The organism is Stenotrophomonas sp. WED208 (assembly GCF_040984485.1).
Classification (GTDB): Bacteria; Pseudomonadota; Gammaproteobacteria; order Xanthomonadales; family Xanthomonadaceae; genus Stenotrophomonas; species Stenotrophomonas riyadhensis.
On sequence record NZ_JAZARB010000001.1, the window covers coordinates 2,330,392 to 2,353,147 of the forward strand.

The 22,756-nt window shown below is 65.9% G+C and carries 22 protein-coding genes; 13 read left to right on the plus strand and 9 right to left on the minus strand.

Annotated features, from left to right (window positions below):
• Positions 1–77 precede the first annotated feature (77 nt).
• The 6 genes from gtdA (at position 78) to VPH47_RS10415 (ending at position 6,702) form a co-directional block, all read left to right on the plus strand.
• On the plus strand, positions 78–1,130 hold the full coding sequence (gtdA, locus tag VPH47_RS10390) for a gentisate 1,2-dioxygenase (RefSeq protein WP_180859254.1): 1,053 nt from the start codon (positions 78–80) through the stop codon (positions 1,128–1,130).
• Positions 1,131–1,180: 50 nt separating this feature from the next.
• Positions 1,181–1,879, plus strand: a complete 699-nt coding sequence (locus VPH47_RS10395) for a fumarylacetoacetate hydrolase family protein (RefSeq protein WP_368850731.1) — start codon at positions 1,181–1,183, stop codon at positions 1,877–1,879.
• 87 nt (positions 1,880–1,966) lie between these two features.
• Positions 1,967–3,340, plus strand: a complete 1,374-nt coding sequence (locus tag VPH47_RS10400) for an MFS transporter (RefSeq protein ID WP_368850732.1) — start codon at positions 1,967–1,969, stop codon at positions 3,338–3,340.
• 21 nt (positions 3,341–3,361) lie between these two features.
• Positions 3,362–4,003 carry a maleylacetoacetate isomerase gene (maiA, locus tag VPH47_RS10405; protein WP_368850733.1) on the plus strand — a complete coding sequence of 214 codons (642 nt, stop codon included), beginning with the start codon at positions 3,362–3,364 and terminating at the stop codon, positions 4,001–4,003.
• A 60-nt stretch (positions 4,004–4,063) separates the two neighbouring features.
• Positions 4,064–5,005, plus strand: a complete 942-nt coding sequence (locus tag VPH47_RS10410) for a transporter (protein ID WP_368850734.1) — start codon at positions 4,064–4,066, stop codon at positions 5,003–5,005.
• A 113-nt stretch (positions 5,006–5,118) separates the two neighbouring features.
• Positions 5,119–6,702 (plus strand): EAL domain-containing protein, encoded by a 1,584-nt coding sequence (locus VPH47_RS10415; RefSeq protein ID WP_368850735.1) that lies wholly within the window; start codon positions 5,119–5,121, stop codon positions 6,700–6,702.
• Positions 6,703–6,720: 18 nt separating this feature from the next.
• Here the strand turns inward: VPH47_RS10415 and VPH47_RS10420 are convergent, their stop codons facing one another.
• Positions 6,721–7,206 carry a DUF6265 family protein gene (locus VPH47_RS10420; protein WP_368850736.1) on the minus strand — a complete coding sequence of 162 codons (486 nt, stop codon included), beginning with the start codon at positions 7,204–7,206 and terminating at the stop codon, positions 6,721–6,723.
• An 89-nt stretch (positions 7,207–7,295) separates the two neighbouring features.
• On the opposite strand from VPH47_RS10420, the gene VPH47_RS10425 reads away from it, so the two are divergent.
• Positions 7,296–8,144 carry a helix-turn-helix domain-containing protein gene (locus VPH47_RS10425; RefSeq protein WP_368850737.1) on the plus strand — a complete coding sequence of 283 codons (849 nt, stop codon included), beginning with the start codon at positions 7,296–7,298 and terminating at the stop codon, positions 8,142–8,144.
• A gap of 40 nt (positions 8,145–8,184) precedes the next feature.
• Here the strand turns inward: VPH47_RS10425 and VPH47_RS10430 are convergent, their stop codons facing one another.
• The 3 genes from VPH47_RS10430 to VPH47_RS10440 all read right to left on the minus strand — a co-directional run bounded on the left by VPH47_RS10430 (position 8,185) and on the right by VPH47_RS10440 (position 10,628).
• Positions 8,185–9,057, minus strand: coding sequence for a pirin family protein (locus tag VPH47_RS10430; protein WP_368850738.1), 873 nt, complete (start codon positions 9,055–9,057; stop codon positions 8,185–8,187).
• A 154-nt stretch (positions 9,058–9,211) separates the two neighbouring features.
• Complete coding sequence (locus VPH47_RS10435; protein ID WP_368850739.1) at positions 9,212–10,114, minus strand: LysR family transcriptional regulator; 903 nt, start codon at positions 10,112–10,114, stop codon at positions 9,212–9,214.
• Positions 10,115–10,202: 88 nt separating this feature from the next.
• Positions 10,203–10,628: a DoxX family protein gene (locus VPH47_RS10440; RefSeq protein WP_368850740.1), complete on the minus strand. Its 426-nt coding sequence runs from the start codon at positions 10,626–10,628 to the stop codon at positions 10,203–10,205.
• Positions 10,629–10,930: 302 nt separating this feature from the next.
• On the opposite strand from VPH47_RS10440, the gene VPH47_RS10445 reads away from it, so the two are divergent.
• Positions 10,931–11,539: an FMN-dependent NADH-azoreductase gene (locus VPH47_RS10445; RefSeq protein ID WP_368850741.1), complete on the plus strand. Its 609-nt coding sequence runs from the start codon at positions 10,931–10,933 to the stop codon at positions 11,537–11,539.
• An 89-nt stretch (positions 11,540–11,628) separates the two neighbouring features.
• On the opposite strand, the gene VPH47_RS10450 is transcribed toward VPH47_RS10445, so the two are convergent.
• Positions 11,629–12,108 (minus strand): N-acetyltransferase family protein, encoded by a 480-nt coding sequence (locus VPH47_RS10450; RefSeq protein WP_368850742.1) that lies wholly within the window; start codon positions 12,106–12,108, stop codon positions 11,629–11,631.
• A gap of 134 nt (positions 12,109–12,242) precedes the next feature.
• Here VPH47_RS10450 and VPH47_RS10455 point away from each other — a divergent pair, with 134 nt between their 5' ends.
• Entirely contained in the window at positions 12,243–14,438 is a 2,196-nt protein-coding gene (locus VPH47_RS10455) for a hypothetical protein (RefSeq protein WP_368850743.1), read from the plus strand.
• A 71-nt stretch (positions 14,439–14,509) separates the two neighbouring features.
• A complete protein-coding gene (locus VPH47_RS10460) occupies positions 14,510–14,995 on the plus strand; it encodes a TspO/MBR family protein (RefSeq protein ID WP_153855610.1) in 486 nt (161 codons plus the stop codon).
• Between the two features lie 16 nt (positions 14,996–15,011).
• Here VPH47_RS10460 and VPH47_RS10465 read toward each other — a convergent pair whose 3' ends face one another.
• Positions 15,012–15,305 carry a hypothetical protein gene (locus tag VPH47_RS10465; RefSeq protein WP_110712292.1) on the minus strand — a complete coding sequence of 98 codons (294 nt, stop codon included), beginning with the start codon at positions 15,303–15,305 and terminating at the stop codon, positions 15,012–15,014.
• A gap of 252 nt (positions 15,306–15,557) precedes the next feature.
• Between VPH47_RS10465 and VPH47_RS10470 the strand changes: the two genes are divergently transcribed.
• Genes VPH47_RS10470 through VPH47_RS10480 form a run of 3 tightly spaced genes read left to right on the plus strand, consistent with a single transcriptional unit; the run spans position 15,558 to position 20,651 of the window.
• Positions 15,558–17,795: an ATP-binding protein gene (locus VPH47_RS10470; RefSeq protein ID WP_368850744.1), complete on the plus strand. Its 2,238-nt coding sequence runs from the start codon at positions 15,558–15,560 to the stop codon at positions 17,793–17,795.
• Complete coding sequence (locus VPH47_RS10475; RefSeq protein ID WP_110712290.1) at positions 17,792–18,259, plus strand: response regulator; 468 nt, start codon at positions 17,792–17,794, stop codon at positions 18,257–18,259. The genes VPH47_RS10470 and VPH47_RS10475 overlap by 4 nt, the downstream gene beginning before the upstream one ends.
• Positions 18,252–20,651 (plus strand): response regulator, encoded by a 2,400-nt coding sequence (locus tag VPH47_RS10480; protein ID WP_368850745.1) that lies wholly within the window; start codon positions 18,252–18,254, stop codon positions 20,649–20,651. The genes VPH47_RS10475 and VPH47_RS10480 overlap by 8 nt, the downstream gene beginning before the upstream one ends.
• Positions 20,652–20,653: 2 nt before the next feature.
• On the opposite strand, the gene VPH47_RS10485 is transcribed toward VPH47_RS10480, so the two are convergent.
• The 3 genes from VPH47_RS10485 to VPH47_RS10495 are packed head-to-tail and all read right to left on the minus strand — an operon-like array spanning position 20,654 to position 22,651.
• Positions 20,654–21,355, minus strand: a complete 702-nt coding sequence (locus VPH47_RS10485) for an oxidoreductase (protein ID WP_368850746.1) — start codon at positions 21,353–21,355, stop codon at positions 20,654–20,656.
• Between the two features lies 1 nt (position 21,356).
• Positions 21,357–22,031 carry a ChrR family anti-sigma-E factor gene (locus VPH47_RS10490; protein WP_368850747.1) on the minus strand — a complete coding sequence of 225 codons (675 nt, stop codon included), beginning with the start codon at positions 22,029–22,031 and terminating at the stop codon, positions 21,357–21,359.
• Positions 22,028–22,651 (minus strand): sigma-70 family RNA polymerase sigma factor, encoded by a 624-nt coding sequence (locus VPH47_RS10495; protein WP_164160529.1) that lies wholly within the window; start codon positions 22,649–22,651, stop codon positions 22,028–22,030. Before VPH47_RS10495 ends, VPH47_RS10490 begins: the two co-directional genes overlap by 4 nt.
• Between the last annotated feature and the right edge of the window lie 105 nt (positions 22,652–22,756).

Below are 22,756 nucleotides of genomic sequence, written 5' to 3' on the forward strand. Positions count from 1 at the left end.
CGCATTGTAGGTTAACCGCCTAGTCTCTGCTTCGAAGGCACCGCTCCGGGGTGCCGGCACGCACGGTGGAGTCGCTCATGCACGCAGTCCAGGCCCTCGACGCACGTTCCGCATTCAACCGCGATATCGACGCGGACCATCTGGTGCCGCTGTGGGAACAGCTGCATTCACTGGTGCCGCGAGCGCCGGCAGCCAAGGTAGAGGCAGCGCTGTGGCGCTATCGCGACCTGCGTCCGCATCTGATGCGCGCAGGCGGCCTGCTGACGGCCGCCGAAGCGATACGACGGGTGCTGGTCATGGAGAATCCCGCGATCCGTGGCCGCGCCTCGGTCACGCAGAGCCTGTATGCCGGCCTGCAGCTGATCCTTCCCGGCGAAGTCGCGCCCAGCCATCGCCACACGCAATCGGCGCTGCGCCTGGTGATCGAGGGCACCACGGCGCATACCGTTGTCGATGGCGAACGCATTGCGATGGCCCCGGGCGACTTCATCATCACCCCGTCCTGGACCTGGCATGACCACGGCAATCGCGAAGCGGCCGAAGGTGGAGAGCCTGTGGTCTGGCTGGATGGGCTGGACATTCCGTTGTTGGGCTTCCTGGGTGCGCAGTTCGCCGAGGACCACGACAGCGATGAGCAGCCCCTGACGCAGCTGGAGGGCAGTTCACTGGCCCGCTACGGCTCGACCCTTCTGCCGGTACGGCACCGCGTGGCAACGCCTGTATCGCCGCTCTCGCACTATCCCTACGAACGCACCCGCGAGGCGCTTGAAACCCTGCTGCGCAATGGCGATCTGGATCCTTGGGATGGCATCAAGCTCCGCTATGCCAATCCTGCGACCGGTGGCTGGGCGATGCCCTCCATCGCGACCTGCATGCAACTGCTGCCGGCAGGCTTCCGTGGCCGCACCTGGCGCAGTACTGATGCCACCGTGTACTCGGTGGTGGAAGGCAGCGGTGAGGCGATCATCGGCGGGCAATGCTTCGCCTTCGAAGCCAAGGACACCTTCGTGGTCCCCTCATGGGCCGGGCTGTCACTGCATGCCAACGAGGATTCCACGCTGTTCAGTTTCTCCGACCGCCCGGTGCATGAGCTGCTGGGCGTTCTGCGCGAGTCGCGCGAAGCGGAATGAGGTCACGTCCTCCCGCGCGCCCTTCCCCGTCCGTTTCTGGAGTGGTTTCAATGACGTATCTCTTTGCCCCGGCACCAGTGGTCGGCATACCGGTGGTCGGCAGTGATCAGCAGTTCCCCGTACGCCGCGTTTACTGCGTCGGCCGCAACTACGCCGCACATGCGCGGGAAATGGGGTTCGATCCGGATCGCGAGCCGCCTTTCTTCTTCTGCAAGCCCGCCGACGCTGTCGTGCCGGTGGCCGCCGGAGAAGAGCTGCAACTGCCCTATCCCAGCGAAACCGGCAATTACCACTATGAAATCGAGCTGGTGGCTGCCATCGGCACCGGCGGCTCCAACATTCCGCTGGAGCAGGCGCTGTCGCATGTGTTCGGCTATGCAGTAGGCCTGGACATGACACGCCGCGACCTGCAGATGAAGATGCGCGAGATGGGGCGCCCGTGGGAAATCGGCAAGGCCTTCGACCAGTCCGCCCCGATCGGCCCGCTGTGGCCTGCGGCACGAAGTGGATCGATCGACCAGGCCGGACTGTGGCTGCAGGTGAACGGTGAAGATCGCCAGCGCAGCACGACCGCGGCGTTGATCTGGTCAGTGGCCGAGACCGTCGCATACCTGTCGCGCTTCTTCGAGCTACAGCCGGGTGACCTGATCTATACCGGCACTCCAGAGGGCGTGGGCCCCGTGGTCCGCGGCGACCTGATGGTGGGCGGCATCGACGGTCTTGGGGAGTTGAACGTGCGTGTAGTCTGAGCACGCGCACTGCGGCATTCACCAGCCCTCGGGAGGGCTGCAATTCCATTGCACAAGGCTGCGCATGGCGCGGCCAGGGGATGAATCATGTCTGCAATCCTGCGTAACGGCGCCGTCGACATCCAGGCATTCGTTGACGCGCAGCCATTGAGCGGCTTCCAGTGGCGGGTACTGGGTCTGTGTTTCCTGGTGGTCGCGCTGGACGGATTCGATACCGCCGCAATTGGTTTCATCGCCCCCGCATTGAGCCAGGACTGGTCACTGACTCCCGGCCAGCTCAATCCGGTGATGGTTGCTGCGTTGGCGGGGCTCGCCGTGGGCGCATTCGCCTGCGGCCCGCTCGCCGATCGCTTCGGCCGCAAACGCATCCTGATGCTGTCCGTGCTGTTCTTCGGCGGCTTCAGCCTGGCTTCCGCCGGGTCGGACTCGGTCGCGGGATTGAGCGTGTTGCGCTTCCTCACCGGACTCGGCCTTGGCGGTGCCATGCCGCAGGCGGTGACGCTGATGTCCGAGTATTGCCCCCAGCGCCGCCGCTCGCTGCTGGTCACCACCATGTTCTGCGGCTTCACCCTGGGCTCTGCGCTGGGCGGGATCGTCTCCGCGCACCTGGTGCCACTGTTTGGCTGGCGCTCCATCCTGGGGTTGGGCGGCGCGCTGCCCCTGCTCATTCTGCCGGCGCTGGCACTGTGGCTGCCGGAATCGCCGCGTTTCCTGTTGCTCAGGCCGGGCAATGAAGCACGTGTGGCAGCACTGCTGCGCAAGATCGCAGCGTTGCCAGCAGGGTGGTCCGGGGCGTTCCTGGATGGCGTGGCCCGTGATCCTGCCACGCAGGTTGGGCGCTCCCCGTTGCAGCTGATCATGGCACCGGCGCTGCGCCAGGGCACGTTGTTGTTATGGGGTGCCTTCTTCATGAGCCTGTTGATCATCTACCTGCTGACCAACTGGCTGCCGACGCTGATCAAGGGCACTGGCCTGAGCCTGAGCCAGGCGGCGCTGCTGACCGCCCTGTTCCAGATCGGCGGCACCATCGGCTCGATCGTGCTGGGGGCCACCATGGACCGGCTCAATCCCTACCGCGTGCTGGCATTGGCCTATCTGGCCGGCGCGCTCTGCATCGGCGCCATCGCACGCTTCTACTACGACTTCTGGCTGCTGGGCGCCTTCGTGGCCGGGGTGGGCTTCTGCATCAGCGGCTCGCAGGTCGGGGCCAATGCACTGGCGGCCGCGTTCTATCCCACTGCCAGCCGCGCCACCGGCGTTTCCTGGGCGCTGGGTGCAGGCCGCATCGGCTCCATCGTGGGTTCGCTCAGCGGCGGCGCCATGCTGGGCCTGGGCTGGGGCATCCAGGGCATCTTCAGCCTGTTGATGCTTCCCGCAGCGATCGCCGCACTGCTGATCTTCATCATGGGGCTGCGCTATCGGCACGCACGCACCACGACTGCGGCAGTGACCGCGCACTGATTCCCTCCGTACGAGCCGATCATGATCCTCTACAGCTTCTTCAACAGCTCCACCTCCTACCGGGTGCGCATCGCCCTTGCCCTGAAAGGGATCGAGTACCAGCTGCGCACCGTGAGCATCCGCAAGGGCGAGCAGTACAGCGCGGCCCATCGCTCGCTGAGCCCCATCGGTGGTGTGCCGGTGCTGGTCACCGATGACGGCGAGGTCCTGACCCAGTCACTGGCGATTCTCGACTACCTGGACGCCATCGCTCCGCAGGTACCGTTGTTCCCGACGGACCGGATGCGCCGCGCACGGGTGCAGGAACTGGCGCTCCTCATTTCCTGCGACATCCATCCACTCAACAACCTGCGCGTCCTGAAGTACCTGGAGTACGAGCTGGGCCTGGAGGCTGACGAACGATCGGAGTGGTACGGCCATTGGATCGCCAAGGGCCTGGCCGCCGCCGAAATCCTGCTGCAACGCGCCGACCCAGCCACGTTCTGCTTCGGCGACACGCCGGGCGCGGCGGACTGCTGCCTGGTCCCCCAGGTTGCCAATGCGCTGCGCATGAACTGCGACCTGGCGCCCTACCCGCGCATGCTGCAGATCCATCAGGCCTGCCTTGCACACCCTGCTTTCCAGGCTGCCGCACCGGAACGGCAACCCGACTATCCGGCCTGAGCCGCCGGTCGCGCTGCCAGCGCGGGAACGTGCTCATCACTCAACCTCGGGAGAGATCGCATGCGGCACCCTCCATATGCCATCGGTTCACGGCAGGCACCCTTCATGCTGTCCGTGCTGGCCCTGGTCGGCAGCAGCGTTGCGCTACCGGCACAGGCTGCGCTTCCATCCGGCAACCTCGGGCTGACCTCGTTCAACGATGGCAAGTCCAAGCCCGGCAATCTGTTCCAGCAGTTCGTCAACGTTTACGAAGCCGACCGCTTCATGGATGCACAGGGCAGGCCACGACCGGTCGACAACGAGCTGCAGACCACCGTGCTGGCCACCTTCGTCGGCCGCATCACCGAGCACAAGGTCTTCGGCGCCTGGTACGGCTATGAAGCCCTGCAGCCGGTGCTGTTTGCCAATGCGGATTTCAACCCGCGGGTAAGCACCGGCAATGGCCTGGGCAATCTCAGTGTCAGCCCGGTCGTATTGCAGTGGCCCGAAACAACCCTGTTCGGGCGCCCCTACTTCCAACGCCTGAACCTGCAGGTTCAACTGCCCACGGGCAGCTACCACCGCGACCGCGCCATCAACCCGAGCAGCAACGCCTGGGCGTTCAATCCGCACTATGCGCTGACCTGGGAGTTCGCGGACAACTGGGAACTCAGCTCTCGCATCCACTATCTGTGGACGGGCCGCAACAACGATCCAAATCCAGCCCTTGCCACCGACTACGTGCAACCTGGCCAGGCGCTGCATGCCAATGTCTCGGTCTCGCGTGCAGTGGGCCAGAACTGGCGTCTCGGCCTGTCCGGCTATGCGCTCAAGCAGATCAGCGCCGAACGCATCGACGGCAGAACCCGGGCCGATTCGCTGGAGCGAATCAGCGCACTGGGCCCCGCCGTCCAGTTCGGCACCGGCAGGACCCGCATCATGGTCCACTACTACAAGGAGTTCGATGCGGCCAATCGCAGCGAGGGGGACCGCCTGCTGCTCCGCTGGTTCCAGTTGTTCTGAAGCCCGCTCACATCGATTCATGCAAGTGAAAGATACGCCCTCCCTGTCGCCCCGTGGGCTATGCTCGCCCTGCACGTCTGCACGCGCGAACATCGCCTCCCGGGGCTGGCGTCATGTCAAGCACGATCACGCAGCGAATGAGAGCCTGGCTCTTCCCCTGCACAGTGGCTGCGCTGGCCATCTGTACGGCCACTGGTCTGCCTGTGGCAAGCCAGATCGGGATCGAGCAGATCTTCCAGGCCACCGAACGAAACGTGGCCATGGGCTACGCGCGGGATGTCCTGCAGCGCTCCGAACGGGTGTCAGCCACCTTGAAGGACGCCCTGGCGCAGCTGACACAGGGCGATCCGGCAACCTTCTGTGATCCCTCACGGGTTACCACGATGCGCCGTATCGCCTTGATGTCCCCGGACATCATGGCGATCGGCCATTCCCAGCAAGGTCGCCTGCTCTGCTCCTCCTTGCCGGTCCCGGTGGATTCGGTGGTGCTCGGTCCCGTGGAGTTCCGCGGCGAGTTCGATGTACGCACCAAAGTGAGCCTTCCCCTCGCCCCTTCACCGACATTCATGGCGATAGAACGTGATGGCTTCGTCTTCTTCCTGTACAGAACGCACGTGATCGACCTTCCGCTCGATCGTGACGCAGTGGTTGCGACCTACTCCACGCTGGCGCGCAGGGTGCGGACCTCGCGTGGCGAGGTTCGCCCCGCCTGGCTCGGGGCCGGGCGCCGCGGCCAAGGCGTCAGCTTCATTGATGGCCGCTACGCGGTGGCCGTGCTGGAATCCAGCCGAAACGCCACGGGCGTGGTCGTCGCCTACCCGCGCAGCCGCTGGCAATCAGAGAAGCGCAGCATTGCCGGCGCCACGCTCGGCCTGGCGTTGCTGGCTGGCCTGGGGGTGGCGTCATGGGTGGTCCTGTGGGCCCGGCGACTGCTGAGCGTATCGGCCACTTCGCTGAAGCGGGGCCTTCGGCGCGGGGAGTTCAGCCTCCACTACCAGCCCATCGTCGAGCTGGAGACCGGGCGATGGGTGGGCGTGGAGGCGCTGGTGCGCTGGCAGCGTCCAGGCGGAACCCCGGTCAGTCCCGCGATCTTCGTGCCGTTGGCGGAACGCACCGGGCTCATCGCCCGGCTCAGCCAGCGTGTTCTGGAGCTGGTCGCCGCAGAAAGCCCGATGCTGCTGGCGGAAGATCCCGATTTCTACATCGCCATCAATCTTGCCGGCAGCGATCTGGCGTCATCGAAGATGCTCACTCAAGTGCGCGCACTCTCCGAACTGCCTGGTGCCAGCGGTCGCAACTTCCAGGTCGAGATCACCGAGTACAGCATGGTGTCCATCGACGCGGCCGGAAGCAGTATCAAGTTCCTGCGAGAAATGGGCATCCAGGTGGTACTGGATGATTTTGGAACAGGCTTCTCCAACCTTGGTTACCTGACCGAGTTCGCGCTGGATGGCCTCAAGATCGACCAGCAGTTCGTGCAACGCATCGGCAGGTCGGACACCACCGATGCCATGGTCTTCCACATCATCGAGCTCGCCCGGTCATTCGGGCTGCGCATCGTGGCCGAAGGCATCGAGACCCAGCAACAGGCCGATGCACTGGCAGCGCATGGAGTACGGCGTGGCCAGGGGTGGCTGTTTGCTCGTCCGATGCCGCTGCACGAGCTGCTCAAGGCGCTGCGGCTCCGCCACGATTGAATGGGCGCGCCGGACCGCTCACCGCCCCTGCTCCACCTCCCCCTGACCACCACAGCGCCGATAGTCGAACGGAATCCGCAGGATCTTCCCATCCTCTCCCGGCCCGGAAATGCTGGCCTTCAAGTCGGCGCCATCACGCCGATACTCGATGCGGTTCGGGAAGTCATGCTGCGGGTTCTCGAACACCACCCAGTTCTCGCCGTGGTCGGCAATCGCGAATGTGGTCGGCGCCACACCGTTGGGCTGCACATGCAGGCCGGCCGCCTTGCCGGCCGGCACCAGGCGCATGTACTCGAAAGACGCCATGCTGCCGTGGCTCAACGTCCGTGACATGCCAAGCAGGGCGCCGCCGGCCTCTGGCAGCCACACCTCATCAAGCCTGCGCTCCTCGGTACCACCGCACCAGTGCCCGGCCAACCAGTCGAACCTGGCCGGAGCAGCGGTGACTGCACTGCTTCCCAACGCCAGCCCTGCGCCCAGCACCACCAACGTCGACTTCAACATGCCCTGACCTCCTGGATCGGTTGGACGCAGGCTAGCGCCCCAGCTCCGGGGACGCTTGTAAAAATGCGCAGGATGACGTCCGATGCCGCATGGACTACCGCGAGCACCCTGCCCCCGACGACCTGCACCGTCATGTCCAATGCCTCTGGTGGCTGCGGGACGAAGCCCCAGGCCATGAGGTGCAGGTCATCTATCCCGATGGCCGGTGCGAGTTGCTGGCGGAACTGGGCGTGCCGCTGCATCTGCACGGGGCAGACGGCCGGATCCGTTCCGATCTGCCGTTCTGTTTCGCCGCACAGCAATGCGGCCCGATCCGCCTGCGGGCCGTCGGCCCGGTGTTCTGCATCGGCGTGCGGCTGCAGCCGGCCGCAAGCGCCTTGATGGCCGGTGTCCGCCTGCCCGGTCTTCGCGACCAGGCACCGGACCTGTACACACTGGATGCCTCCTTTGCCGAGACCTTCAGTGCGGCCGCTCGCGCCAGCGCTGCAAGCGGCACGCCCGAGCCGTTATGGCAGGTGCTGCGGGAATGCTGTGCCAGCTTCATTTTGGACGAGCGCATCGAACAGGCCGTTGCGGAACTGGATGCAGCGGAAGGCGACCTGCGCATCGCCGAACTCGCGCGGCGGCTGGGCATGTCCCTGCGCGGCCTGCAATCCCGCTTTCTGGCGGCCGTGGGCATGACGCCGAAAGAATATGCCCGTGTATGCAGGCTGCAGGCTCTGTTGCACACGCTGGATGGAGAAGCCACCAGCATCGCCTCCGCCGCAGCGCGCCACGGCTACAGCGACCAGGCCCATGCCACGCATGACCTGGTGCGATGGACCGGCGTCACGCCCGCTCGACTGGTCCACGCGCTGCGCGGTGATCGCGGCAGCGACGATGCACTGCGGCTGGCTGCCGCCTTCGTGCGCGGAAGCAGTAGCGGCCACTCACGATAGCCGGGCCCCACCCTCCTGCCCTGCTCCAGAGTCGACACCATCAGCCAGCGCTTCCCGCCGCCCGGATCTGCTCCCCCAGCTCGCGGATCCGCGCTTCACCCGCCTCCAGTGCCTGCGGGCTGGTATGGACCGAGTAGTAGCCGGTTGCCAGCGGATACGGATGCCGTGCTGCGGTACCGAACACGAACTCGGTGTCCTCACGGGCGAAGAACGCAACGTCCTGGCCACCTTCCTCGAAGACCACCAGTTCACCTGCACCGATCGCTTCGGGTACACGCAGCGAGCCCACGCTCACCGCGGCCCAGGCCACGTCATGTCCCGGCGGCGGTTGGAACCGCCACGAATCCCCTGCCGCCAGCTTCACCGAAAAGTAGTTGATCGGTGCCAGGGCATCGATGGGGCTGCGGGCCGTGCCGTACGCTCCCAGCAATACGGTCACCGGGCCTTCGCTGCGGATCTCGCCCGGAGAGAAGTAACGGCTGAAGGGCACGCCCAACTCCAGTGCGGGCGGCAGCGCAAGCCACAGCTGGAAACCGCGCAGGCGATCGGAATCACCGAATCCGCCGCCGTGCCAGGCGCCACTGCCGGCCTGCATCCACTCCATCCACCCGGCCTCGATGCTGCCCTGGCGCCCCTGGTCGTCTTCATAGTCGACCGCCCCTTCCAGCAGCCAGGTGAGCGTGGCGATGCCCGAGTGCGGATGCAGGCCAAGCGCAGGGGCCTGGGAGCGCGAAAGATCACGCGCATCGATAAGGTCGAGGAAGACGAACGGCTTGAGACGTTCGCCCAGGTCGGAAGGACTCACCAGCCGGGTGATGGGTCCGTGGCTGCGGCCGCGGGTGCGATGCACGATGCGGCGCACGGAGGCGACCGGAGGGATCGCGGTGGATTCGGAGGGGTGGACGGCAAGCATGGCGTGATCTCCTTGGAAGCAGGGTTCGAACGACGCGGCGGCGTCGTACGTCCAAGGTAGGCATCGGCCACGCATGGCAGTAGCCGGTCAGATCGGATTTCACCCCTCCATTGCTGGAGCAATCGCTGCAGCGCTGAAACAGCTACCGCCCGATTCAGGCGTCCACCAGCTGCCCCTGCACCAGATGGGTCATGGCGAACTCGACAAACGCGCTGGCGGCGCGAGGCAGCTGCCGCCGGCTCTGGTACACCACGAACAGTTCCAGGCCATCAATCCGGTAGTCGGGCAGTACCTGCACCAGCAGCCCATCCCGCAATGGCTGCGCCACCATCGCCTCGGTCAGCAGCGCGATGCCCATGCCGGCCACGCAGGCCTTGGTCAAGGCCAAGGCCGAGTTGGCGCTGAATCGCCCGCGCACTTCGACCTCAGCGGGGCCATCCGGCCCCATCAAGCGCCACTGCGTGCGCCCTGAGCCCGAGGGCACGGCGATACAGTCGTGCGTGGACAGGTCCTCCAGTGCGCTGGGCGCTCCCCGTGCCTCCAGGTAGGCCGGGCTGGCCACCAGCATGGCACGGTTGTTGCCGACCCGGCGCGCGATCAGTGTTGGCCCGGTGACTGCACCTGCACGAATCGCAACATCGATGCCGTCAGCGACCAGGTCGGCGCGCGCATCATTGAGCACGAACTCCAGGCGGACCCTGGGATGGGCCTGCAGGAATGACTGCACCCATTCCAGCTGGAACCAGTTGAAGAAGTCCACCGGCGCGGCGACGCGCACCTTGCCCACCGGCACTTCACTTCCCTCGGAAAGCTCCAGGGTGGCGTCCGCCAGCGCCTCGATCTGCTCCACGCTGCGTGCGTACAAGCCCTCACCAGCATCGGTCAGGGTCAACTTGCGGGTGGACCGATGCAGCAGTCGGACGCCCAGCTGCGCCTCCAGCTGCTGGATGCGCCGGCTGGCGGTATTGGAGGGCATGCCGACGCGGCGCGCGGCCTCGGCGAAGCTGCCGGCTTTGGCTACCTGTACGAACAGGGCCACATCATTGAGGTCGATCACCCGCGGTCTCCATGCACACGACTCCGGTACGGAGGCCCCTGCATTGTGTTGCAAATGGTGTCGCCACGCTCGGCGCGGCGCCCTGCCCTCATCGGGCCTTGCGCGCATCCAGGCTGAATCGGCCGGCGCCGTTGGCGGCCAGCATCAGGAATGCACCGGCAATGGAAACATTCTTGAGGAACATGATCATCTGCGTCTGGTCTGCGAAGTTGTTGTGGAACAGGAAGGCGGTGACCAGGGTGAAGCCGGCAAGCAACATGGCGACCAGCCGGGTCTGCCAACCCGCTGCGATCGCCAGCGCGCCACCGATCTCCGCCAGGATCACCAGCGGCAGCATCAGCGCGGGGACACCGACCGAGGCCATGTACCCCGCCGTGGCCTCGTAGGCGCTCAGCTTGCCGAATCCCGACAGCAGGAACAGTGCGACCAGCAGGAGGCGGCCGAGCAGTTCGACTGCGCCCTGCAGGCGGGTGGAGGACGAGGCAACAAAGGTGGTTGTGGAATAAGTGGACATGTCTGCATTTCCTGGAGGCGTGTTGAAACAAGAGGGACGGTGGCAGCGGCAGGAACGACGACATCATCACTGCCAGCGGGACGCACTCTAGGTGCCCCTTCCACCGCCCACTAGCCGACCCAGGGGGAATACACCCGTCCATTCATGGACGAATCCACCCGCAGTGGGATTGCTCCCATCCGTGGACGAATGAAATCCGCTGCGACCGGCTAGTGGGGCCCAATGCCCGGAAATAGAGTGCAGCCGTGGCCCAAGGCAGTGCGTTCACCGGGCCCGCCCTACCCTCCACTACGAGAACCGCCATGAAGCTCCTGCACATTGATTCCAGCATCCTGGGCCAGCAGTCGGTCAGCCGCCAGCTCACCGCCCAGCTCATCGAGGCTGCCCGCCAGCAGCATGGCGACGTGAGCGTGGCCTACCGCGACCTCGCCCTGGCACCGGTCGACCACCTTGCCCCGCCCCACCTTGCCGCTGCCCAGGGCGCCCCCATCGAAGCCGATGCCCTGCAGCAGGACGTGGCGCTCGGTGCCGACGATCTGGAGGCCTTCCTGCAGGCCGATGTCGTCGTCATCGGAGCACCGATGTACAACTTCAGCATTCCCAGCCAGCTCAAGGCCTGGATCGACCGCATTGCGATTGTCGACAGGACCTTCCGTTACACCGCACAGGGGCCGGAAGGCCTGGCAGGCGGCAAGCGGGTGCTGATCGCCTCCACCCGCGGCGGCATGTACGCCGGTGATGTGCCGGGTGCGGCCATGGACCATCACGAAACCTACCTGACCAGCCTGTTCGGCTTCCTGGGTGTCACCGACCTGCAGTTCATCCGGGCCGAAGGTCTGGCAATGGGCGAAGATGCGCGTGCACAGGCGCTGCGGCACGCCCAGCAGGACATCGAGCGCGTCTTCGCCTGATAGCTGTGCCGTCGGCGGTACACATCGCCACGGCATTTCAATCCCATTCCGCCCGACGCACCGAAGCCGATGGACGGCGATATCGCTGCCTACAGGAACCGGTGCATCACATATACATCAACCAACCCCAGCGACCGATGCCGGAACGCCGCCGGTAGCGTCCCGGCCACGGCGAAGCCCAACTTTCGATACAGCTCGACCGCTGGCGCATTGGTACTGACCACGTAATTGAACTGCATGGCCAGGAAGCCTTCCGATCTGGCTCGATCAAGACTGTGCTCCACCAGCGCCCGGCCAATGCCGCGACCTTGCACCCGGGGATCGACCACATAGGTAGCGCTGGCCACGTGCGCTCCCAAGTCTGGATAGTTGGCACCCATCTTGTACATTCCGGCCACGCGCCCTTCCAGAACGGCCACAACGGCCGCCTGCACTCCGAACCAATGGCTCCGAAAGGTCCCGGCCTCGAAGGTGCCGGCGAACGGAAGCGCATCCTCCATCGCAATGGCCGCCTTGAAAATCGCCCACGTGGCGTCGAAGTCACCGTCGGTGGCAGCTCGGATTTCCATGCGATTCCTCGCGGATCGGCGTAGCGGGCAAGGCGGACACTAGCAGAATCCAGCAAGTGCGCCGGCACCCGCTTCACGCGCCACCGCCATCGGTTCGGCAATAGTGGAGTGAATTCCGGCCCTTAGAGCAGTACATGCCCCCTACTTCCGCGCGCATCCCGCACCGGCTCCGCCGATGGCGCGGCGCTGGCTACATCCTGCTGGGCGTGTACGTTCTCTACCTGCTGGCCGGCAACATCTTCCTCAACACCCCGCTGTTCGACCAGGTCACCAACCGCAAGCCGCACAAGTTCGTGATGACCACCGGCCCGGCCATCACGCTGCTGCCCGGACATGTGATCGCGTGGAACGTACATATGCGCGGTCACGTCAACCATACCGTCTACGTACTGCACGCCGAGCGTGCCAGCGCTCGCTTGGCCGTGCTGCCCTTGTTTCGCCGCGAAGTGCGGGTTCCGCGATTGCAGGCCACTGGCGTGTCGGCCGAGATCAGTCGCGTCGAGGACGCCATTCCGTCACCGCCGCGTAGCGACCAGGGCTGGACCCTGCGTTTCGACGCCATCCACAGCGACAGCATCCGCAGTGCCCGGCTCGGCAAGCTGCTGATCATCGGCAAGGGCCAGGGCACGGTCGGGTTCCTCAAGCAGCTGCGCGGCGGCCCATCGGAACTGTTCGATTCCGAGGTCTCGTTCAGCAAAGCAGATACCAGCTATGACGGCGTGCAGCTGCTGGGCGACATGAATCTGACTGCGCGCTTCAGCTATCCGCGCCACTATCGCGATCAGGCGCCCGGCCTGGCCAAGTTGAAGCTGCTGCACGCGCAACTTGATTTGGACGCGCGCAGCCAGGGCCTGCGCATGGATACGGACGCCACAACGCCAAAGATCTCCAGCGCGCCCGTGCCCGGCCGCCTGCAACTGGCCGTTCATATCATCGACGGCCAGCTGCAACCCGGTGACCACGCGCACTGGCAGGTGCCGCTCTTCCTTGGCGATGGCGCACCCAATCGCGGTGTGCTGGCCCTGCAGCTCAATGTGGCCAACGACCTGCGCCTGCAGGCACGCCTGCCGCCACGCCCGGATTCGGCCGCTGGCATCGATGCCGACCTGCACATCACCGGGCGCGAGATTCCCTTCCAGCACCCTTCCCAGCTGCTGGAGCGCAGCTCCGGCGCGGTGCGCGGCGAATGGACCTTCACCTCGCTCAACTGGATCCCTGCCCTGTTCGTGCGCAAACCATGGCTGCAGCTGGATGGCGGCGGCACGCTGAAGGCCGACCTACGCCTGCGCAATGGTGAGCTGATCGAAGGTAGCACCGTGGACATTCCTTCGGCTGCCGCCGTGGCCGAGGTCGCTGGCGTGCGCCTGGCCGGCACGGCCAGTGCGCATGGCGAGCTGAAGGCCGGCACCCCCACTCAGGCACAGCTGGCGATCCGGCTGCCCCGCTTCACCGCTCGCCCAAGCGATGCGAAGGATGTGCGCCTGTTCGACGGGCGCGACCTGGCCGTGGACCTCACCGGCGACGGCCGCCTGCAGGAACTGCGCAAGGGCGTTCGTGCGCGGCTGCGCTTCAGCCAAGCGACCATCCCGGACCTGGCCGCCTACAACCGCTACCTTGGCTCTCAACAGGTGCGCCTGCTGCGTGGCACCGGCAGCCTCAGCGGCGACGCCACGCTCGACACCGATGGCCGCGTCGGCCACGGCACCGCGCGGCTGCTGGGTCGCAATGCCAGCGCCAAGGTGGCGGGCCTGGACATGGGCGGCGATGTCGACGTGAACGCGACGCTTCGCCGTGGGGACTTCAACCAGCGCCATTTCGATCTGTCCGGCACCACCGTGGAGCTGCGCAATGTGCAGGTGGCGCGCACCGATTCCAGCAGCGCGTGGAAAGGCCGCGCCGTGTTCAAGCGGGGCCGCATCGACGCGCAGTCTCCGTTCCAGGTGGACGCTATCACCGATCTGACCCTGAGCGATGCACGCCCCTTGCTGGCCGTGTTCGCCAAGCGCACCGACTATCCGCGCTGGACGCTGTCCCTGCTCGACTCCGGCCAGGTCGATGCACAGGCCACGCTGCGTTGGCGCCCGGGGCATCTTCTGGTCGACGGCCTGCAGGCCGAGAATGATCGCCTGTCGGTACGTGCGCGGCTGGATCTGCTGGAGCAGCGCAAGCGTGGCGATCTCTATCTGCGCTGGGGGCTGCTGGGCGCCGGCATCGAGCTTGATGGCGAACAGCGCCAGTGGCATCTGGCCAAGGCGCGTGAATGGTTCGATCAGCGCCCTTCGCTGTTGCCGGCTGCCGAAGGTGGAAGCGCCGCGGGTTCTTCAGACTGATCGCCCCGGGCTGCATCCATTTGCCGCTTCCGTTCGTATGAGCGGGTAAACGCAGGATGGAGCGGCACGGAATGAAGCGGCGTTCACAGGTTATGGGTCTTCTGGGATGGGGTGTGGTCACTTTTGCGGCGGCGGCAGTCGGCGCATGGGCATCGACATCCGCCGCCAGCTTCTACGCCACTCTCGCCCTTCCCGCCTGGGCACCGCCTGCCAGCGTGTTTGGCCCGGTATGGAGCCTGCTCTACGCGATGATGGCTGTTGCTGCATGGCTGGTCTGGCGTGAGCGCGGCTGGCGAGGTGCACAACCGGGGCTGACGCTCTATCTGCTGCAGTTGGCCGTCAATGCGCTATGGAGCTGGCTGTTCTTCGGCTGGAAGCTGGGCGCGCTGGCCTTCGTCGACATCCTGGTACTGATCACGCTGGTGTGCGCAACGATCGTTGCCTTCGCCCGCATCCATCGTGGTGCGGCGGTGATGCTGCTGCCTTACCTGGCCTGGATATCGTTCGCATCCGCGCTGAACTTCGCGGTGTGGCGCGCCAATCCCGGGTTGCTGTGACCCCGTATCAGTGCTCTCAGGCCTGTGCGACGCACTGCGGCTGCCATGCACGCAGCAACGCCGGCTTGAACGCCTGCTGGCCACAACCCGTGGGGCATCGCACCACGCGCGCGGCGGTGTGGCTGACCAGTCCCTGCCCCTCTTCCGCCTTGAACACCGTTTCGCAGCACAGGCAGCGCGCAACCAGCGAGTACAGGTGGAGCAGGCGCCCACTGGCCGGATCCTGCAGGGCATCCACATCCAGCAGCTCAAACTGGCAGCTGTCGGCAAGCATGCGGTATGGCGTTGAAGGCAAGGTCTGCAGGTTCACGTGGCGTGGTCACTCAGGAATGTGCATTCACCCTAGGCAAGTCGGTGTCGAGCGCGCGTGCAGCGCACATGTACCTTTCGCGAAACATGCAAGTGCTGTTGGAATGCTCAGATGAAGAATTCAGGTTTGAATGAAACGTTCTTCACGCGCACGTGCTGGTATGCGAATGCACGATTTTGCTTCACCATCCATGCATGCCGGATGCAACGCTGGGCCATTCCAGCCATCCACGAATCATGAGTCCCGCCTTTGATGCCTTCTGCCGAGTCCACGCACGACACCGCCCAGTCCCGTTGTGCGCGTGAGCCGATTCATACGCCCGGTGCCATCCAGCCATACGGTGTGCTTCTGGTAGTGGAGCCGCAGTCACTGCGGGTGCGTGAGCGTGCCATCAGCCAGCAAGGGCTGCTGCAGCAGTTCGGCGAACCCTTGATGCAGCATGTCAGCGAGGTACTGGGCGGCGTACTGGCGCCCTTCCAGGCGCTGTTCCAGCAGGCCGCGGTGGGCAGCAGCGCACATGTCGGCGCCGTGCACCTGGATGGCCACGGCCGCCATCAATTGCTGGTGCACCGCTCCGCCACCGATCTGCTGGTCGAGCTGGAGGCACCGGTTCCCGGCCAGCCGGGCTCGCTGGAAGAGTTGTATCCGTCGATCCGCGAACTGATGACCGGCATCGAGTCGGCTCCCACCGTTCAAGATCTGTGCCAGCTGGCCGCCGCGCACATGCGCCGGCTGACCGGCTTCGACCGCACCCTGGTCTACCAGTTCGACGCCGGCTGGAACGGCATCGTGGTCGCTGAGGATGGCAACGGCCTGTTGCCGTCCTACCTGGACCTGCGCTTCCCCGAATCGGACATTCCGGCCCAGGCCCGCGAGCTGTATCGGCGCAACCGGGTGCGACTGATCGCGGACAACAACTACACCCCTGCCCCACTGATGCGCAGCGAGGCGCACCGCGACGCGCCGGCCACCGACCTGAGCCTGGCCGTGCTGCGCAGCGTTTCGCCCGTGCACCTGCAGTACATGCGCAACATGGGCACCGGCGCGTCGATGTCGGTGTCACTGGTGCATGAGGGCCAGCTGTGGGGTCTGGTGTCCTGCCACACGGTTCAACCGCGCCGCCTGCCCTATCACGTGCGCACTGCCTGCGAATTCATGGGCCAGATCCTGTCGCTGCAGATCGCGCTGAAGGAGCGTGCACGCGCCATCGAAGAGCGCGTGGCGCGCCGCTCGGTGCTGGTCAAGCTGCTGGCACGCATGGCCGGCGACGAGGATTTCATGGCTGCGCTGCGCCACGACGAAGCCAGCCTGCTGTCGCTGACCGGCGCAGCAGGCGCCGCCATCGTGCACAAGGGCGACTGCATGCGTGTGGGCCAGTGCCCGCCCGCAACCGACGTGCTGGCCCTGGCCGATTGGCTGGCGGCACAGCAGGCCGGGCAGGAAACGTACTGCAGTGACCATCTGGCAGCCGACTGGGCGCCAGGCGCGCGCCTGTCCGACGTGGCCAGCGGCGTACTGGCGGTGTCCATTTCGCAGCTGCATGACAGCTACCTGATGTGGTTCCGCCCTGAAGTGGTGCGTACCGTGCGCTGGGGCGGCGATCCGCGCAAGACCGCGGCACTCGACGTGGCACTGTCGCCGCGCAGCTCCTTCGAGGCCTGGAAGGAAACCGTGCAGCAGCGCAGCCTGCCGTGGAACGATGCCGACCGTGATGCCGCCCACGAGATGCGCACCGCCATCGTCGACATCGTGCTGCGCAAGGCCGAGGAAATGGCCGAGCTCAACGAGCAGCTGGTCCGCAGCAACAAGGAACTCGAAGCGTTTTCCTATTCGGTCAGCCACGACCTGCGTGCGCCCTTCCGCCACATCGTCGGTTACTCGGAGCTGCTGGGCAGCTCGGCCGGCGAACGCCTCAACGATACCGAGCGCCGCTTCCTGGATACCATCGTGGAATCGGCCAAATCTGCCGGAGCGCTGGTGGACGACCTGCTGAGCTTCTCGCAGATGGGCCGCTCCACGCTCGGCCGGGTGCGGCTGGACATGGCGGCACTGGCCGAGGATGTCCGCAGGAGCCTGGCACTGGACTACGCCGGACGCGACGTACAGTGGACGCTGGCGCCGCTGCCGGAGGTGCAGGCCGACCCGACGATGATGCGCCTGGTCTGGCAGAACCTGCTGGCCAACGCGGTCAAATTCACCCGTGAGCGCGAGCAGGCGGTGATCGAGATCGGCCATGAGCGCCTCGATGAGGAGGACCACTTCTTCGTGCGCGACAACGGCTGCGGTTTCGACATGCGTTATGTCGACAAGCTGTTCGGCGTGTTCCAGCGCCTGCATCACGTCGAGGAATTCGAAGGCACCGGCATCGGCCTGGCCAATGTGCGCCGTATCGTCGGCCGCCATGGCGGCAGGACCTGGGCCGAGGGCGAACCCGGCAAGGGCGCCACGATCCATTTCACCTTACCCCGTTCCACAGGAGATCACCCATGAGGGACCTGCGGCCGATCCTCCTGGTAGAGGACAGCCCCAAGGATGCAGAGCTGACGCTGGCCGCACTTGCGCGTTGCCAGTTGCTGAACGATGTCATCCATGTACGTGACGGCGCCGAAGCGCTGGATTACCTGCGCTGCGAAGGCAAATTCGCCGGCGCCAACCACGGCGGCCCGGTGGTGGTGCTGCTGGACCTGAAGCTGCCCAAGGTGAACGGCCTGGAGGTGCTGGAGCAGGTGCGTGGCGATTCGAACCTGAGCAGCACGCCGGTGGTGATGCTGACCTCCTCCCGCGAAGAGCAGGATCTGGTGCGCAGTTACGAACTGGGCGTCAATGCGTTCGTGGTCAAGCCAGTCGATTTCAAGGAATTCTTCGACGCGATCCAGGGCCTGGGCATGTTCTGGGGCATCACCAACCAGCCACCACCGCATCGCCCCAACGGCTCGGGGCAGCACAATGCGTGATGGATCGCGCCGCAGCGAGCGCCTGCGCATCCTCATGCTGGAGGACAGTGCGCTTGATGCGGAACTGATCACCGCACAGTTGCACCGGGCCGGCCTCGACTTCGAGGCTGAGCGCCTGTGGACCCGCAATGCCTTCATCGAGGCAATCGAGAATCGCGCCTTCGATGTCATCCTGGCCGATCATGTGCTGCCCGGATTCGACGGCGACGCTGCACTGGCGCTGGCGCGCGAGCGGATTCCGCAGACGCCCTTCATCTTCGTTTCCGGCACGCTGACCGAAGAACTGGCGGTGCAGGCGCTGACCCGTGGCGCACGCGATTACGTGGTCAAGCAGCGCCTGCAGCGCCTGCCGGATGCGATCCGCCGCGCCCGCCAGGAGGCGAACGAGCGTACCCAGCTGGCCCACGCGCAGGCCGCCCTGAATGACAGCCAGGCCCAGCTGCAGCAGGTGACCGATGCCGTCCCGGCACTGATTGCCCAGCTCGACAAGGAGCATCGCTACCGCTTCGCCAACAAGGCCTTCCTGGACTGGCACGGCGTCAGCCTGGCCGAACTGCTGGGCCGTACGGCGCGCGATGTCAGCGGAGTCTCCGCGTTTGAGCAGGCGCTGCCCAGCATCGAACGGGTGCTGCAGGGCGAGCGCACCCGCTTCCAGGTGGAGCTGGCCCACCGCAGCGGCGAATCACGTTTCGTGCAGATGGACTGCGTGCCGGAGCGAGGCGCCGACGGCGCCGTGGTCGGCTACATCTGCCTGGGCAGCGACGTCTCCGGGCTGAAGCAGGCGGAGCTGGCCCTGCGCGAAGACAACCAGCTGCTCGAACGGCAGGTGCAGGCGCGTACCACCGAACTCCGGGCCAGCAAACGACGCTTGCAGGCCATCTTCGAATCCAGCTTCCAGCATCAGGTGCTGCTGGACCTGGATGGCCGCGTGGTCGACGCCAATGTCGCCTCGCTGGCTGCCGTGTTGGCCGACAAGCCCGACGTTGTAGGTCAGCGCTATGGGCAATCGCCGTGGTTTGCCACCAGCGATGACGTCGGCATCCTCGTGGACCAGGCCATTGCCGCTGCCGCGAAGGGCCACAGCTCGTTGCATGCGCTGGAGCTGGAACTGCCGACCGGCCGCCGCAGCTACGATTTTTCGTTCCGTCCGCTGTTGGATGCCGAGGGCGCGGTGACCGCCGTGGTCTCCGAAGCGGTGGAAACGACTGCACGCCTGCAGGCCGAGCATGCGCTGCGCCAGTCACAGAAGATTGAAGCGGTGGGCCAGCTCACCGGCGGCATCGCCCACGATTTCAACAACATCCTGACGGTGATTTCCGGCAACGTTGAACACGCCATGCTGCTCAGCGAGCGGGCCGGCGAGCCGGGCGCCATGGTCAGTCGTGCGCTGGACAATGCTCTGAAAGGCGTGGGCCGTGCCGCCAGCCTGACCCAGCGCCTGCTGGCATTTGCCCGGCGCCAGCCACTGCACAGCCAGGCAGCCAATCTCAACGACCGCCTGCTGGACATGCATGACATGCTGCAGCGCGCCCTGGGTGAGCTGGTACAGCTGGAACTCCGCGCCGCCGAGGACGTCTGGTGCGTCGAGATCGACGTCAGCCAGCTGGAGGCATCGGTACTGAACCTGGCCGTCAACGCCCGCGATGCCATGCCCCACGGGGGCCGGCTGGTGATCGAGGTCGACAACAGCCATCTCGACCACGACTACGCCGCCTTGTTCCCCGATGCAGCGCCTGGCGAGTACGTGATGCTGCGGGTTCGCGACAATGGCCACGGCATGGACGCGGCCACCCTCGCGCGCGTGTTCGAACCCTTCTTCACCACCAAGCAGGTTGGCCGTGGTACCGGCCTGGGCTTGTCGATGGTGCATGGCTTCGTCAAGCAGTCCGGCGGCCATGTACTGATCGATTCGGTGGAGGGCGGCGGCACCAGCATCACCATGATGTTCCCGCGTTCGGCACTGGCCCTGCCCTGCGAGGCGAGCGCACCACCGACCGGCCTGGCCGGTTACTCGCCACGCGAGGAAACCATCCTGGTGGCCGAGGACAACGATGATGTGCGTGCGCACACCGTTGATGCACTGCGCCTGCTGGGCTATCGCGTGCTGGAAGCGCACGATGGCCCGTCCGCACTGCGGCTGCTGGAACGTCCGGACACCACGGTCGACCTGCTGTTCTCCGACGTGGTGATGCCCGGCATGTCGGGCTGGGAGCTGGTGCGGGAAGTCCGGGAGCGCTGGCCCGACGTCGCGGTCCTGTTCACCTCAGGCTATCCACGCGATCACGACGCGGTCGGCACCCAGGGCCGGGCGGCCGCGCTGCTGCCCAAGCCATTTACCCGCAGCGACCTGGCCCAGGCGGTGCGTACCGCACTGGAAGGTGCCGCGCATTGAGGTCAGGCAACCGGGTCACTCACGTCCATCGCGATCCGGTTGATGTCCGCGCACTCCACCGTGGCAGGCGGATGTTCCCTGCCGGCCAGTGCAATCATCGCCTGGCCCAGAGCCAGGTTGCTGGTCACCAGTGACGGCGCGATCACACCCGCCAGTTTCATCAAGGGTGCGCCACCCCAGTACAGCGGCTTCAGCAGGCCATGACGGGTGCCGGTGCCCTGCACGGGGCGAACGCCACCCGGACGCAGCATGACCGTGCGGACCGGCAGCGACTGCAGTGCTCGCTCTGCCTCGCCCTTGATCCGCAATGGCATCAACCGGCTTCGCGCATCCGCACCGGCGCCGGATACATACAGGAAACACCCCTGCGGGTTCATCGTGGCCCAGGCGCGGGCGACGGCCAAGGTGGTGTCCAGTGTCACCCTTCGGTACTCGGCCTCGGCCGTGCCGACCGGTGGAGCGCCCGCGCAGTAGAAACAGGCATCGAACCCCGACAGATCATCCTGCCGTTCCTCGATCCTAAGGAAGTCCGGCACGATCAGCTCGCTGCCGCTACCGTCGAGGCTGCCCGGGCGCCGGACCAGTGCAGTCAGATCGGAAACCCGGGGCGAGCGCTGGCAGGCCAGGGCCACGCCCTGCCCCACCAGCCCCGTGGCACCGGTCAGCAGAACCCGCAGCGCGCCTGTAGCCATCGCTGCACGCATCCTAGAGCTTCACGAAGCGCTGGATCTTCCGCGCCAACCAGCCACTGAACACCAGTGGCGCATCCAACGCTGATACACAGATACACGGCACGCCAGGTGCGGTGACCGGTTGATGCTCGACATCCTCATCCAGATCCGCCACGTCACCCGGCGCGAACAGCCCCAGCGCGTCGTTGTAGGAACCGCGCAGAATCTGGGTCAGCTCGCTGCGGCCATGGCTGTGCATGGGCAGGCACTTGCCGGGGGCGATCTTCAACATGATCAGCGAACGCATCTGCTCGGCACGGATGCAGTGCACCCCCGGCGCCATCCAACGCCAGCGCAGGCCGCTGAGCGAGGCGCCGAAATACGGATGCAGCGAGGCAGGCAGATGGTCCGGATTGGCCTCGGGCCGCTCCTTCGGCACCGGCCGCGTGGCCCCAGGCACGGCCATCGGCGTTTCCGTGGCCAACTGCATCAGCATCGCCTCGCGCAACTGTTCGCGGCGCGTGTCGGCTGCAGACGGCTGGGTCTGCTCCAGCAGCACCGAACCGATCGCCTCGGCGTCGCGCAGGCGCTGACGGCAATGCGGGCACTGCTCCAGGTGGGCACCGGCCACGATACTCAACGGCGCCGGCAGCGCCCCGGCGGCATAGCTCATCAGGGTGGATTCGTGCAGGTGGTGGTGCGGATTCACAGCGCACCTCCCACTTTCGCCTGCAGTTGCAGGAACGCTCGGCGCAGGTGTGATTTGACCGTCCCCAGCGGCATGCCCAACGCCTCGGCGATTTCGCTGTGGCTCTTGGCTTCGAAATAGGACATCCGCACCAGCCGCGCCTGCACCGCAGGCAGCTCGTTGATGCGCTGGCGCAGGCGCGCCTGATCGGCGAACTGCTCGGCACTGCTGCGCTCGACCACGTCCAGTGTTGCCGCATGTTCCACCGCGGCCTGCACCTGCATCCAGCTGCGTTCGCGCCGTATGCGATCGATATGCAGGTTGCGGGCGATGCGATACAACCACGTACTCAAGGCCCCCTGCCCGGGGTCGAAATCGGCGGCCCGCAGCCACAGGCGCAACAGGCTCTCCTGCGCCAGCTCCTCTGCCACCGCGTCGGGCACGCCCAGGCCGCGCAGGTACACGCACAACCGCGGCATGAAGTAGTCGTAGATCCGCATGAAACAATCGCGGTCACGAAGCCGTGCCACGCCGTCCATGTCACCGGCCCAGTTCGTCGGCTCGCTGCTCGGCTGCTGGGAACTGGACACGATGCGTGCGGTATCGAAGTTGAGGAGTGTGCTGGCGGCGTCAGGGTACATCTGCGTTCGCGGCGGGCGGGTGAAGGTCTGTCCCCTGTACGCGCGAAGGCCACAATTGGATGCAGGCGACGTAGCGCATCCAACCGGCCATCCCCGCCGTATGAC

What these genes read in the sequence shown, in the direction of transcription:
- VPH47_RS10460 (WP_153855610.1), top strand. Translation starts at nt 14,510, where the DNA reads ATGAAGCGGCGTTCACAGGTTATGGGTCTTCTGGGATGGGGTGTGGTC.
- VPH47_RS10480 (WP_368850745.1), top strand. Translation starts at nt 18,252, where the DNA reads ATGCGTGATGGATCGCGCCGCAGCGAGCGCCTGCGCATCCTCATGCTG.
- VPH47_RS10410 (WP_368850734.1), top strand. Translation starts at nt 4,064, where the DNA reads ATGCGGCACCCTCCATATGCCATCGGTTCACGGCAGGCACCCTTCATG.
- VPH47_RS10495 (WP_164160529.1), bottom strand. Translation starts at nt 22,651, where the DNA reads ATGTACCCTGACGCCGCCAGCACACTCCTCAACTTCGATACCGCACGC.
- VPH47_RS10415 (WP_368850735.1), top strand. Translation starts at nt 5,119, where the DNA reads ATGTCAAGCACGATCACGCAGCGAATGAGAGCCTGGCTCTTCCCCTGC.
- VPH47_RS10450 (WP_368850742.1), bottom strand. Translation starts at nt 12,108, where the DNA reads ATGGAAATCCGAGCTGCCACCGACGGTGACTTCGACGCCACGTGGGCG.
- VPH47_RS10470 (WP_368850744.1), top strand. Translation starts at nt 15,558, where the DNA reads ATGCCTTCTGCCGAGTCCACGCACGACACCGCCCAGTCCCGTTGTGCG.
- VPH47_RS10455 (WP_368850743.1), top strand. Translation starts at nt 12,243, where the DNA reads ATGCCCCCTACTTCCGCGCGCATCCCGCACCGGCTCCGCCGATGGCGC.
- VPH47_RS10440 (WP_368850740.1), bottom strand. Translation starts at nt 10,628, where the DNA reads ATGTCCACTTATTCCACAACCACCTTTGTTGCCTCGTCCTCCACCCGC.
- VPH47_RS10475 (WP_110712290.1), top strand. Translation starts at nt 17,792, where the DNA reads ATGAGGGACCTGCGGCCGATCCTCCTGGTAGAGGACAGCCCCAAGGAT.
- VPH47_RS10400 (WP_368850732.1), top strand. Translation starts at nt 1,967, where the DNA reads ATGTCTGCAATCCTGCGTAACGGCGCCGTCGACATCCAGGCATTCGTT.
- VPH47_RS10420 (WP_368850736.1), bottom strand. Translation starts at nt 7,206, where the DNA reads ATGTTGAAGTCGACGTTGGTGGTGCTGGGCGCAGGGCTGGCGTTGGGA.
- VPH47_RS10430 (WP_368850738.1), bottom strand. Translation starts at nt 9,057, where the DNA reads ATGCTTGCCGTCCACCCCTCCGAATCCACCGCGATCCCTCCGGTCGCC.
- VPH47_RS10395 (WP_368850731.1), top strand. Translation starts at nt 1,181, where the DNA reads ATGACGTATCTCTTTGCCCCGGCACCAGTGGTCGGCATACCGGTGGTC.
- VPH47_RS10485 (WP_368850746.1), bottom strand. Translation starts at nt 21,355, where the DNA reads ATGCGTGCAGCGATGGCTACAGGCGCGCTGCGGGTTCTGCTGACCGGT.
- VPH47_RS10445 (WP_368850741.1), top strand. Translation starts at nt 10,931, where the DNA reads ATGAAGCTCCTGCACATTGATTCCAGCATCCTGGGCCAGCAGTCGGTC.
- gtdA (WP_180859254.1), top strand. Translation starts at nt 78, where the DNA reads ATGCACGCAGTCCAGGCCCTCGACGCACGTTCCGCATTCAACCGCGAT.
- VPH47_RS10425 (WP_368850737.1), top strand. Translation starts at nt 7,296, where the DNA reads ATGGACTACCGCGAGCACCCTGCCCCCGACGACCTGCACCGTCATGTC.
- maiA (WP_368850733.1), top strand. Translation starts at nt 3,362, where the DNA reads ATGATCCTCTACAGCTTCTTCAACAGCTCCACCTCCTACCGGGTGCGC.